The sequence below is a fragment of the Burkholderia sp. LAS2 genome (genome assembly GCF_018417615.1).
Classification (GTDB): Bacteria; Pseudomonadota; Gammaproteobacteria; order Burkholderiales; family Burkholderiaceae; genus Burkholderia; species Burkholderia sola.
Genome location: NZ_CP071052.1, coordinates 1,910,018 through 1,922,232, shown reverse-complemented (window position 1 = coordinate 1,922,232; position 12,215 = coordinate 1,910,018). Strand labels below are relative to the sequence as shown.

The 12,215-nt window shown below is 67.7% G+C and carries 11 protein-coding genes; 3 read left to right on the top strand and 8 right to left on the bottom strand.

The window, feature by feature from the left end:
- Positions 1 to 17 precede the first annotated feature (17 nt).
- Positions 18 to 1,238: a CaiB/BaiF CoA transferase family protein gene (locus JYG37_RS08980; protein WP_050017604.1), complete on the top strand. Its 1,221-nt coding sequence runs from the start codon at positions 18 to 20 to the stop codon at positions 1,236 to 1,238.
- Positions 1,239 to 1,773: 535 nt separating this feature from the next.
- On the opposite strand, the gene JYG37_RS08975 is transcribed toward JYG37_RS08980, so the two are convergent.
- A complete protein-coding gene (locus JYG37_RS08975) occupies positions 1,774 to 2,328 on the bottom strand; it encodes an RBBP9/YdeN family alpha/beta hydrolase (RefSeq protein ID WP_213346035.1) in 555 nt (184 codons plus the stop codon).
- A gap of 179 nt (positions 2,329 to 2,507) precedes the next feature.
- Positions 2,508 to 2,717 (bottom strand): YMGG-like glycine zipper-containing protein, encoded by a 210-nt coding sequence (locus JYG37_RS08970; protein WP_213346034.1) that lies wholly within the window; start codon positions 2,715 to 2,717, stop codon positions 2,508 to 2,510.
- A gap of 254 nt (positions 2,718 to 2,971) precedes the next feature.
- Between JYG37_RS08970 and JYG37_RS08965 the strand changes: the two genes are divergently transcribed.
- Positions 2,972 to 4,681: a glutamine--tRNA ligase/YqeY domain fusion protein gene (locus JYG37_RS08965; protein WP_213346033.1), complete on the top strand. Its 1,710-nt coding sequence runs from the start codon at positions 2,972 to 2,974 to the stop codon at positions 4,679 to 4,681.
- 134 nt (positions 4,682 to 4,815) lie between these two features.
- Here the strand turns inward: JYG37_RS08965 and JYG37_RS08960 are convergent, their stop codons facing one another.
- The 3 genes from JYG37_RS08960 to JYG37_RS08950 form a co-directional block, all read right to left on the bottom strand.
- Complete coding sequence (locus tag JYG37_RS08960) at positions 4,816 to 5,289, bottom strand: NUDIX hydrolase (protein WP_050017608.1); 474 nt, start codon at positions 5,287 to 5,289, stop codon at positions 4,816 to 4,818.
- An 8-nt stretch (positions 5,290 to 5,297) separates the two neighbouring features.
- Positions 5,298 to 5,684 carry a hypothetical protein gene (locus tag JYG37_RS08955; protein ID WP_069621291.1) on the bottom strand — a complete coding sequence of 129 codons (387 nt, stop codon included), beginning with the start codon at positions 5,682 to 5,684 and terminating at the stop codon, positions 5,298 to 5,300.
- Between the two features lie 125 nt (positions 5,685 to 5,809).
- Positions 5,810 to 7,159 (bottom strand): cytochrome-c peroxidase, encoded by a 1,350-nt coding sequence (locus JYG37_RS08950; RefSeq protein WP_124631698.1) that lies wholly within the window; start codon positions 7,157 to 7,159, stop codon positions 5,810 to 5,812.
- A gap of 221 nt (positions 7,160 to 7,380) precedes the next feature.
- Here JYG37_RS08950 and JYG37_RS08945 point away from each other — a divergent pair, with 221 nt between their 5' ends.
- Entirely contained in the window at positions 7,381 to 8,967 is a 1,587-nt protein-coding gene (locus JYG37_RS08945; RefSeq protein ID WP_124557739.1) for an acid phosphatase, read from the top strand.
- A 121-nt stretch (positions 8,968 to 9,088) separates the two neighbouring features.
- Here JYG37_RS08945 and JYG37_RS08940 read toward each other — a convergent pair whose 3' ends face one another.
- Genes JYG37_RS08940 through JYG37_RS08930 form a run of 3 tightly spaced genes read right to left on the bottom strand, consistent with a single transcriptional unit; the run spans position 9,089 to position 12,197 of the window.
- Entirely contained in the window at positions 9,089 to 10,591 is a 1,503-nt protein-coding gene (locus tag JYG37_RS08940) for an alginate export family protein (protein WP_213346032.1), read from the bottom strand.
- Positions 10,588 to 11,286: a YoaK family protein gene (locus tag JYG37_RS08935; protein WP_213346031.1), complete on the bottom strand. Its 699-nt coding sequence runs from the start codon at positions 11,284 to 11,286 to the stop codon at positions 10,588 to 10,590. Before JYG37_RS08935 ends, JYG37_RS08940 begins: the two co-directional genes overlap by 4 nt.
- Entirely contained in the window at positions 11,283 to 12,197 is a 915-nt protein-coding gene (locus JYG37_RS08930; protein ID WP_213346030.1) for a glyoxalase, read from the bottom strand. Before JYG37_RS08930 ends, JYG37_RS08935 begins: the two co-directional genes overlap by 4 nt.
- Between the last annotated feature and the right edge of the window lie 18 nt (positions 12,198 to 12,215).

The window sequence follows — 12,215 nt, the reverse complement described above, 5'->3', positions numbered from 1 at the left end:
AAGGAGACGATTCGACGATGGGTGCCCTGAGCCATATCCGCGTGCTGGACCTGACCCGCGTGCTCGCGGGCCCGTGGTGCGCGCAGACCCTCGCCGATTTCGGCGCGGACGTGATCAAGGTCGAGCGCCCGGGCGCCGGCGACGACACGCGCCACTGGGGGCCGCCGTACCTGAAGGACGCGGACGGCGCGGATACCGCCGAGGCCGCGTACTACCTCGCGGCGAACCGCAACAAACGCTCGGTGACGGTCGACATCGCGACGCCGGAAGGCCAGCAGATCGTGCGCGAGCTTGCCGCGCAAAGCGACGTCGTGCTCGAGAACTACAAGGTCGGGCAATTGAAGAAGTACGGGCTCGATTACGACTCGCTGCGGGCGGTGAAGCCCGATCTCGTCTACTGCTCGGTCACCGGCTTCGGCCAGACCGGGCCGTACGCGCATCGCGCGGGCTACGACTTCATCGTGCAGGGGATCGGCGGCTTCATGAGCATCACCGGCGAACGCGACGGCGAGCCGGGCGGCGGCCCGCAGAAGGCCGGCGTCGCGATCGCCGATCTCGCGACCGGCCTCTATTCGACGATCGCCGTGCTCGCCGCGCTCGCGCACCGCGACCGCACGGGCGAAGGCCAGTACATCGACATGGCGCTGCTCGACGTGCAGGTCGCGCTGCTCGCGAACATGAACACCAACTTCCTCGCGAGCGGCAAGCCGCCGGTGCGCTGGGGCAACGCGCACCCGAACATCGTGCCGTACCAGACGTTCCAGACGCGCGACGGCTGGATCATCGTGGCGGTCGGCAACGACGGGCAGTTCCGCAAGTTCGTCGAGGCCGGCGGCCAACCCGAGCTGGCCGACGACGAGCGCTTCGCGACGAACCCGTCGCGCGTGCGTCACCGCGATACGCTGGTGCCGATCCTCGCGGAGATGGTGAAGGCGCGCGACAAGGCCGACTGGATCGGCGCGCTCGAAGCGGCCGGCGTGCCGTGCGGGCCGATCAACGATCTCGACGAGGTATTCGACAACGAGCAGGTGGTCGCGCGCGGGATGCAGGTCTCGCTGCCGCATCCGTGCGGCGCGGACGTGAAGCTCGTGCGCAACCCGATCCGGATGAGCGCGACGCCGCCCGACGCGCGCACGGCCCCGCCGCTGCTCGGCGCGCAGACGGAAGACGTGTTGCGCGACATGCTCGGCTACGACGACGAGCGGATTGCCGCGTTGAAGGCGAAGCAGGCGATCTGAGCGCGTGTGACACCCGGCCCGGCCGCCCACGCCAGCAGTGTCGGCCAGGTATATCGGGGGTCAGCGCCGCGCAAGCGTATCGCACCCGCCAGCGAGCAGTGCGAGCGCGGCACGCGCATCGCCTGTCACGCAGTCGAAGCGGAACACGCAAACGCGACCCTCGCATGCTTCCACGCATTGCCGTGACCGATCAACCTGAATCCGTTTCGTCGCGGCTCCGTTGTTTTCTTTGGTGCGGTCCGATCGTGCGGGCTGGACTGGCATGGAGGCCTTCCGTCTGGTCGAATGGCCCGCCAGACTACCCATTACCGGCTTCAAGCGATATTGGACACGTCAGAAATTCGGCGCGCTGTCCGATAGCAGGTGAGCCTGCTGCCGCGCACGCCCACCAAGCGATGAGCCCGGATGGCGCGACGTGCTTCGGGGACTGCCGACGCGCACGGCTACGCCGCTGCTCGGCGACGACGAACGGATCGCGGCGTTAAAGGCGAAGCCGACGATCTGAAGGTCCTGCGATCCGCCCTGCGCGATACGGTCAACCCGCGACCGCCAGCGCATCGAGCCAGCCGCGCGCTTGCGGCCAGTCGCCGAGCCCGCTGTCGGCGTTGATGTGGCCGCGCGGGCCGAGGTTATGGAACGTGCTGCCCCACGCGTTCGCGCAGCCGCGTGCGAACGCGAGCGAACCGTACGGATCGTCGCTGCTCGCAACCACGCAGGTCGGAAACGGCAACCGCTCGTGCGGCACCGGGCCGAAGCCGTGCGCGTCAGCCGGAAACACGGGCCCGGCCGGATCGGGCAATGCGACGAGCAGCGCGCCGCGCACTTTCGCGAGCGCGGCCGGCCGCGCGTAGCGGGTCGCCCACCATGCGGTGGTCAGCGTACCGAGGCTGTGGCCGGCGATCAGCACGGGCCCGCGCGCGGCTTCGACCGCCCGGTCGAGCGCGCGACACCAGCCGTTGCGAAACGCGTGGTTCCAGTCCGGCATCGCAATCCGCACGAAACGCGGATCGGCGCGCTCCCAGCGGCTCTGCCAGTGAAGCGGGCCCGAATTGGCGTAGCCCGGCAAGACGAAAACGACGGGGTCGGTCATGGAAGGATTCGTCGACGAATGGAATCGTGTTGTAGCGTCGACGCAGTGTCGCACACCCGCCTCTCCCTGATGGTGCCTGTCAAAATCCGGGGGATGTGCGTGACCTTCAAGCGGTCGTGACGCACTCAGCCAGGCGTCACGACCAGGGGCCGGCGGTCGGGTACGCCCGCCGGCGTGAATCAGCGTACGCCGGCGCCGACCAGGCCGCCTGCCGCCGCGCCGGCGACCGTGCCGACCGGGCCGCCGGTGATCAGGTAGCCGAGCGCGCCACCCGCGGCCGCGCCGATACCGGCGTTACGCTGCGTATGCGTCATCGCGCAGGCGCCGAGTTGCGACAGGGCTGCGACGATCACCGCGGTACGAACGAAAAAAGTGGTCTTCTTCATCATGATTGTTGGCTTCCTCCCGCTTCGCAAAAATCGCGATTGGCGGCATTGAATCGGTGAAGCCATCATAGGAAAAGCCGAACGACGCCCGCAATCCGATTTACGTCGTGTTACAGCCGACACACACTCGATATATTGCGATACGCATCGCGAACCGACGGCGCCCGACCGGCAGCCCGCGCGGGACGGACCCCGGTCAGGTAGAATTACAGGATTAATCCGGCGCGACGCGCCGACACAACCCTGACGCCAACCGCATGAGCACCGAACGCAACGACGCCCCCGCGGCTTCCAATTTCATCCGCAACATCATCGACGACGACAACCGCACCGGCAAATGGGGCGGCCGCGTCGAGACGCGCTTCCCGCCAGAGCCGAACGGCTATCTGCACATCGGCCACGCGAAGAGCATCTGCCTGAACTTCAGCGTCGCGCGCGACTACGGCGGCGTGTGCCACCTGCGCTTCGACGACACGAACCCGGAAAAGGAAAGCGTCGAATACGTCGACTCGATCGTCGACGCGGTGCGCTGGCTCGGTTTCGACTGGCGCAAGGACGCGGTCGATCACCAGTATTTCGCGAGCGACTACTACGACAAGCTGTACGAGTTCGCCGAGCTGCTGATCCAGCGCGGCAAGGCGTACGTCGACAGCCAGAGCGCCGACGAAATGCGCGCGAATCGCGGCTCGCTGACCGAAGGCGGCAAGCCGTCGCCGTTCCGCGACCGCTCGCCCGAGGAAAACCTCGACCTGTTCCGCCGCATGAAGGCCGGCGAGTTCAAGGAAGGCGAGCACGTGCTGCGCGCGAAGATCGACATGGCGTCGCCGAACATGAACATGCGCGACCCGGTGATCTACCGGATCCGCTACGCGCACCACTACCGCACCGGCGACGCCTGGTGCGTGTATCCGATGTACGACTACACGCACTGCATCTCGGATGCGCTCGAAGGCATCACGCACTCGCTGTGCACGCTCGAATTCGAGGATCACCGCCCGCTGTACGACTGGGTGCTGAACGAACTCGCGGAAGCCGGCGTGTTCGCGCGTCCGCTGCCGCAACAGATCGAATTCTCGCGGCTGAATCTCACGTACGCGATCACCAGCAAGCGCAAGCTGCTGCAGCTCGTCACCGAAGGCCACGTCGACGGCTGGGACGACCCGCGGATGCCGACGATCGTCGGCGTGCGCCGCCGCGGCTTCACGCCGGAGAGCATCCACCTGTTCTGCGAGCGGATCGGCGTGACGAAGATCGATTCGTGGATCGACATGAGCGTCTTCGAAGGCGCGCTGCGCGACGACCTCGACGACAAGGCCGCGCGCACGGTCGCGGTGCTCGATCCGCTGAAGCTCGTGATCGACAACTATCCGGAAGACCTCGAGGAAGCGTGCACGGCGCCCGTGCATCCGCACCATCCGGACCGCGGCGTGCGCACGTTCCCGATCTCGCGCGAGCTGTGGATCGAGCGCGAGGATTTCGTCGAGAATCCGCCGAAGGGCTATTTCCGGCTGTTCCCGGGCAACAAGGTGCGCCTGCGCTACGGCTACGTGATCGAATGCACGGGCTTCGACAAGGACGCCGACGGCAACGTGACGGCCGTGCACTGCAACTACTTCCCGGACAGCAAGTCGGGCACCGAAGGCGCGAACACGTACAAGGTCAAGGGCAACATCCACTGGGTCAGCGCGAAGCACGCGCAGCCGGCCGAAGTGCGGATCTACGACCGCCTGTTCAAGGAGCCGCACCCGGACGCGGGCGGCGCGAACTTCCTCGAGGCGCTGAACCCCGATTCGAAGAAGATCGTGCAGGCGTACGTCGAGCCGGGCAACGGCGATGTCGCGCCGGAAACGCGCCTGCAGTTCGAGCGCCACGGCTACTTTGTTGCAGACCGTGTCGATTCGAAGCCGGGCAAGCCGGTGTTCAACCGGATCGTCGGGCTGCGCGACAGCTGGGGCAAGCCGGCCTGACGGCCTGCTCCGCACGGCGGCGGGCGGCTTCGCAAGTCGCCCCGCTGCCTGCCCATGAAAAAAACCGGCTCGAGGGCCGGTTTTTTCATGGGCGTGCGCCGAAGGACGGCAGGCGTGGAAGCCGCGGCGCCCGTTCACGCACCCGACAATCGCCGATGCAACTCCACCAGCGACAGCTTCGTACGAAACAGCCGCGCGAGACTGCGGCTCGCATAGGTGTCGACGTCGCCCGGCACGGTCCAGCGGTACGCGTCCATCTCGGGAATCATCGAGCCGTCGCGACGGCTCGGAAACAGCGACGTACACGTGCACTGCGCGGGATCGATCTCGCCGTCGGCCACCTGCACCGCGAACAGGTGCAGATCCTTGTCGTGCCGGTACGCGAAGCGGCCCAGATCGAGCAAGCGCGCCGGCGCGAACTCGATGCCGGTTTCCTCGAGCAGTTCGCGCAGCGCGGCGTCGGCCGGCGTCTCGCCCTGCTCGCCCTGCCCCTTCGGGATGTCCCAGTGCGTGGTGTCCGTCGCGTGCGCGAGGAACACGCGGCCATCCGCATCGAGGATCACGACGCCGCACGACACCGTGCGCGGCGCGCCGCCCCGCTTCGTCACGTGCGTGCTCAGCGCTTCTGCAGCTGCCACTTGCCCGCGGCCGTCTTGCAGTAGACGGGCTTGAGCGTCATCGTCTGGCCCTTCGCGGTGATTTCGGTCGCGATTTCGCGGCAGGTCTTGCCGTCCGTCTCGGTCGTGCTCGGCGTGAGCTTCGCGTCGATCTGCGTGCCGCGGCCGCTGCTCTGCCATGTCGTGGTTTCGCCGTCCTTGCCTTCGTCGCGCGCCTGCACGACCGCCTTGGACAGCGACGCGCGATCGGTCTTGCTGAAATAGCTGATCGGCGTGTCGTTCAGGAAGTTCAGGTTGTTCTGTGCATGGGCGGGCAGCATCGCGGCTGCGCATGCGGCGCCGGCCAGCACGCGCGTGACGACGGAAAGGGATGCACGCATCGACATGTTTTTTCTCCTTGGATGTTCGATCGAACGGCGTGGCGCATGCCGGCGAACCGGGGGCCGGCCCTCCGGCGCGCGCCACGACCGTCAGCGAGCGAGCATAGCATGCGTGCTGCAGTGAACGCCTTCTACGGCTTGGCTGACGCGGCCGTTTGCTGATATCCGTCAGTCAGCGTGCCGAGGAACGCGATCACATCCTTGATCTCGGCCGCGTTCAGCGCCGGCGGGTCGCCGCGCTTGCGGTCGAACGGCGGCTCGCGGTTGATGTTCGGCCAGTAGCGCTTCGGCAAATCGTCGTAGATCTGCACCTTGCCGTGCACGACCGGGTAGAACTTCTCCGGATGGATGTCGCGCTCGACGTAGAAGCGCATCACGTCCTCGAGCGAGTGATAGACGCCGTTGTGGAAGAACGTCTTGCGCAGCGCGACGTTGCGCAGCGACGGCGTGCGGAACAGCCCGCAGAATTCGTCGCGCCCCTTCAGGTCGGTGCGTTCGGGGCCGCAGGCGCCGAGATCGTGGAAGCGCGGGTCGCGATTGACGGGCAGCGCGCGGTTGCGCGGCACCGCGATCGCGATCAGCCCGAAATCGCTGAACTGCGGCGGGCCGCCTTCGAGCGTGCGTTGGCTGATGTGACAGCTCGCGCAGTTGCCCTTCTTCTCGTCGTTGAACAGCTGCAGCCCGTGCAGCTCCGCGGGCGTGAGCTGTGCGTGGCCGGCCAGATACGCGTCGTATTTGCTCGTGTACGGATCGAACAGCGCCGGCTGCTGCTGGAATGCGTCGAGCGCGCGGAGCACCGCACCGAACGTCGCCTGGTCGTCGCCGAGCACCGTTTCGCCGAACGCCTTGCGGAATGCATCGGCATACGGCGCGGCGCGAACCGCCTTCGCGACCCGTGCGGGCGAACTGCTCATCTCGAACGGCGACGTGAGCGGAATGCGCGCCTGCGCATCGCGCGTATCGACGCGACCGTCCCAGGTCAATCCGCCGGTCGGACCCGCGTCGATGCTTTCGTCCCCTTCGTCCGGCGAATCGTGGAAGTGCTCGCTGAACGGCGGGATGCCGCGCAGGTACTTCAGCGACGGCACCGCGCGAAAGCCGGTACGGTGCATGTCGTCGCCGCCGAGCTGCACCGACAGCGCGTTCGGCGGCCCGAACGCATGCTCGGCGCTGTGGCACGACGCGCAAGCGAGCTTGCCGGACCCGGACAGCGACGGATCGAAGAACAGCTGCTTGCCGAGCGCCGTCATCTGCTTCACGCCCTCGAACACCTGCGCGCGCGTCTGCGGCTGGCCGGCCGGCGCGACCGCCGGGCTGGCCGGCGCGGCCTGGGCCGCCGGTACGACGGACGCGGCCGATGCAGTCGTGCCGGGCTGCGCATCGCAACCGGCGAGCGCCGCGAGCGCGCCGGCCACCGCGAGCGTCGCCGCGGCAGGGATCAGCGATCGCGCGAACGCGAAGGATTTCAACAGGGTGTGCATTCGTTGTGCGGGTAGCGGTGGGCAATCGGCCGGAGCTTATGTCAGTTCCGTGACCGTTCAATGACGTTCCACCGACAGTCAATTGAAAGCGCCCCTACACCCGGCTGTCAAATCGGTTCCAGATAATGCGCGCAGCCGGGCGGTACCGCGAGGTTCGTGCGCCGGCCCTTCCGCCACCCGGTTCCCACACGCGACCAACGACGAATGAGAGAGAACATCGCATGAAGAAGCACGCCTGGATTCGCTACACGCCGATCGCCCTCGCGGCCGCGCTCAGCCTGACCGCCTGCGGCGGCGACGACGTTACGCAACAGGGCCTGTCGGCCGTCAAGAACGTCGTCGTGATCTACGCGGAAAACCGCAGCTTCGACAACCTGTACGGCAACTTCCCGGGCGCGAACGGTCTGCAGAACGCGACGGCCGCGAACTCGGTGCAGAAGGACCGCGACGGCTCGACGATGGCGACGCTGCCGAAGATCTGGGGCGGCCTGACCGCGACCGGCATCACGCCGGCGGTGACCGAGGCGATGACGGCGAACCTGCCGAACGCGCCGTTCGCGATCGACGATCCGAACGGCTTCAACCAGTCGATGAGCATCGCAACGCGCGACATCGTGCACCGCTTCTACCAGGACCAGATGCAGATCAACGGCGGCAAGAACGACATGTACGCCGCATGGACCGACGCGGGCGGCCTGACGATGGGCCATTACACGGCCGATCCGTCGAAGCTGCCGCTGTGGAAGATCGCGCAGCAGTACGTGCTCGCCGACAACTTCTTCATGGGCGCGTTCGGCGGTTCGTTCCTGAACCACCAGTACCTGGTCTGCGCATGCGCGCCGTACTACCCGAACGCCGACAAGAGCCCGGCGGCCGGCAAGATCGCAGTCCTGAACGCCGACGGCAAGTCGCTGAAGGTCGCGACGAACTCGCCGGCTTCCGCGCTGAGCGGCCCGCCGAAGTTCGTCAACGACGGCGCGCTGACGCCCGACTTCTACGGCATCAACACGATGCAGCCGGCGTATCAGCCGAGCGGCAACAAGGCGGCCGCGGGCGGCGACCCGCTGCTCGCAGACCCGGCCAATCCGTCGACGATGCCGCCGCAGACGGCGACCAACATCGGCGACCTGATGACCAACGCGGGCGTGTCGTGGGCGTGGTATTCCGGCGCATGGGGCCAGGCGCTGCAGGCGAGCCAGAACGGCACGTCGAACGTGATCTACGGCGCCGACCTGTCGACGCCGAACTTCCAGCCGCACCACCAGCCGTTCAATTACTTCGCGAACCAGGCGCCGGGCACCGCGAGCCGTGCGCAGCACCTGCTCGACGGCGGCGCGAACGGCGCCGAGTTCATCAAGGCGATCGATGCGGGCGCGTTGCCGCAGGTCACGTTCTACAAGCCGCAAGGCAACCTGAACGAGCACCCGGGCTACACGGACGTCACGTCCGGCGATCAGCACATCGCCGACGTGATCGCGCACCTGCAGGCCAGCCCTCAATGGAAGAACATGGTCGTGGTCGTCACGTACGACGAAAACGGCGGCTTCTGGGATCATGCGACGCCGCCGAATGCCGATCGCTGGGGCCCGGGCACGCGCATTCCGGCGCTGATCGTGTCGCCGTATGCGAAGAAGGGCTTCGTCGACCACACGCAGTACGACACGGGCTCGATCCTGCGCTTCATCACGCGCCGCTTCTCGCTGCCGCGCCTCGCGGGCCTGCAGCAGCGCGACGACGCGCTGAAGGCGAACGGCGCGCAGCCGATGGGCGACCTGACGAACGCGCTCGCGCTGTCGCCGAACCTGTAACGGCATCGCCGTCACCGCGAACGGGCCGGCCCATGCTACCGGCCCGGACGAACGAAGGGCAGCCCCGCAGTTCACGGGGCTGCCCTTTTTCATGCCGCGTGCGGGTGGCCGCGCGCCGCCGTCACCAGCCGTACTTCAGCTCGACGCCGACGTAATCGGCGTTGTGCCCGCCCGCCTGCCGGATCGCATCGCCGACCTGGAAGTGCACGGCCTCCACCGCGCCGATCAGGTTCGCGGCGATCGTCCAGTCCGCGCGCAACTGCACGTACATCCCCGTCCACAACCCGCCCTTGCCCGCCGTGCCCGGCACCGGGATGTTCGGCTGCTGATAGACGGCGTCGCCGGTCGTCTCGCGCCACTGGAAGCCCAGCGCGCCGAGCAGCGACAGGTTCGCCGACGGTTTCAGCGTCACGGACGGCTTCACGTGAATCAGGTTCGCGTAGCTCGTATAGCCGGCCAGCGTGAAGTAATAGCCGTTCGGAAACAGCGGATTGAAGGTGCCGACGCGGCCGTCGTGCGGATGCCGGTCGCCCGACGCCGCGTCGACCTGCAGCGCGATGCGTGGCGACCACGGCGCGTCGAGCCTGTAGCCGGCGATCGAACCGACGGCCCACGCGCCGATCGTGGCGTTGCCGACCGTGCCGGTCTGAAGCATCGTCTCGAGATCCCAGTCGAAGCGCCCATGCGTGCCCGTGTAGCGGACGTCCCATACGTCGCGATGCTCGGGGCCGCTCGCATCGAGGAAACGTGCGCTGCTGCGGTTGTAGCGCGACCAGTAGCCGGACAGGTCGCCCGGCCCGACCGACTGTCGCTCGAAGCGCACGCCGCTGAACGTGAGGTCGCGATTCGACACGTCGTCGAAATCGGACGCGTCGCGGTTCTGCACCGGCTGCGTCGCATAGCCGATGAAGCGCCACTTGCCGTATTCGTAATCGGCCCACACCGCATCGAACGCCAGCCGCACGTTCGGGCCGTCGCGCGCGGCGATGAAGCGCTGCAAATCGAACGCCATCTCCTGCCGACCGACGCGGAACTTGACCGTGCCACCGCCGAGCGCGCCCGTGTAGGTCGCGAACGCCTGTTCGAGATCGAGCGGGTTCTTGTCGACCGGCGACACCGTGTTCTTGCCGAACGCGCGTGCGTCCTGCAATTGCGCGAAGAACTGCCAATGCGGGCCGAGATGCGCATCGGCGTGCACTTCGACGCGCTGGATCACGTACGTATCCGATTGCGCGGCGCCGATGCCGAACAGCGGCGCGTCGTTGGTCTCGAGCCGCTCGCGCAGGTTCACGCCGAGCGACAGATAGGACTGCGGATCGTGGCCGAGCGGGATGTATTTGAGCCCGTCGAGCGGCTCCTGCGGCACGCAGGGACTCGCGAGCACCGACCAGTCTTCCTGCCAACGATTGAACAGGACGGTCGGGCGTTTGGCGGTGCACGTCGATGCGGTGGTCGCCGCGGACGTCGAGGCCGGCGCCGGTTCTTGCGTCGAAGTCGAGGTCGACGCAGCCGCCGTTTCCGCGAACGCCGCGTTGGCGCCCGCGCACAGCAGGCCCGCGACGATCGACGCGCGCGCGGCCCGCTCGAAGCGGCGGCCGTGGCGTCGCCTGCGCCGCTCGTTCATGCACGCTCCTGCGTCGGGGTACCGGCCGCTTGCGCGGCGCACAGCGCAAGCGTCGCGAGCGCGCCGACGGGCACCAGCAGCGCCAGGAACCCGACGTAGCGGAACCCGAGCGCACCGCCCGCCGCGCCGAGCGCGAACGCGACGATCGCCGGCAGCATCTTCGCGAAGCGTGCGCGAGCGGTGGCGCGCACGCTGTCCGCCGTGCCGGGCGACAGCATGTCGACGGCATCGAGAATCGCCTGCGTGACGTTGCCGGTCATCACCGTGTTCGGCACGCCGCCCGTGCGCGCGATCACGCGCGGATGCGCGTTCTGCACGCCCATCGCGAACGTGCCGACGATGCCGGCCACGAGCGCCGCCACGCTGTCGGGCTGCGTGACGGGCGTCGCCCACACGCCGGCCGCGCAGAAGCCGAACAGCAGCACGGCCTGCACCGTGTGCAGCACGCGCGTGCCCTGCCACGCGGGCCGCGCGGCCATCGACCGCGCGATCAGGCTGCTCGCGATCACGCCGCATACGAACGCCGGAAACACGCTGAGCTTGAGTATGACGCCCTGCCCGAAGCCCGCGAGGCCCGCGCCGATCAGCACGAAGTTGCCGGTCACGTGCGCGGTGAACAGCCCGAACAGCGCGACGAAGCTCAGCGTGTCGACGAAGCCGGCCACCGCGGCGAGAATCGTGTCCTCGTGCTTCATCGCGCTACGCTCGCGTGGATTTCGGCGACGTAGCCGCCCGGGAACTGCACGAGCGCCGCGTCGCGGCCGTCCGACTTGAACGGCGGCACCAGCACCGTCACGCCCGCGCCTTCGGCCTGCTTCAGCGTCGCCGCGAGATCGGCGACTTCGTAGCCGGTCATTTCGCGCCCGAACGGGTAAGGCAGATGGCCGTCGGTCACCAGCACGGTCATCTTGCCGAAGCCCGATTCGATGCGAATCCGGCGGTACGTATCGTCCGGCCGGCCGATCTCGATGCCCGGCGCCTTCAGGTTGTCGGACACCACCTTGCCTTTCGAGAACTTGACGAAGTCGTGCACGAATTTGCGGACGCTTTGCGGCGACACGTACACGCGATTTTCGGGGACGGTCTGCAGCGCGTCGTAATTCGGCGCCTGCGTGTGCCAGTACAGCTGCATGTTCACGCCGCCCGCCCACGTGACGATCGTGTCGCGACCGATCGGATCGGGGAACGTGTCGACGATCACGTCGGCGCCGTGCTCGCGTGCGGACTTCACGGCGACGTCCATGTCGGTCACGAGATAGCCGGTACGCTCCGCGCAGAACGGATACGGGATCGGCGTCTTGAAGCCGAACACCGAAATCGTGCCGACCGGCGTCAGCACGAGTTGCGACATCGTCTGGCTCGGCGTCGGCGTGACCTGGAACACGCCCTGCTTCGACTTCTTGCCGCCGAACGTCGCGACGAAGCTGTCGGTGAAGCGATCGAAGTCTTCGGGTGCGACGCACACGTGCGTCGTGTCGTACTGCGGACCGACCGCCACCGTCGGCACGACCGCGGGCGGCGCCGGCGGTTTCGCGAACGTCACGGGGGCGACGGCCAGGCCGCCCGCGAGCGTCGCGGCGAGCAGCACGGAACGAACGGATTTCATCACAGGGTTTCCTGGTTG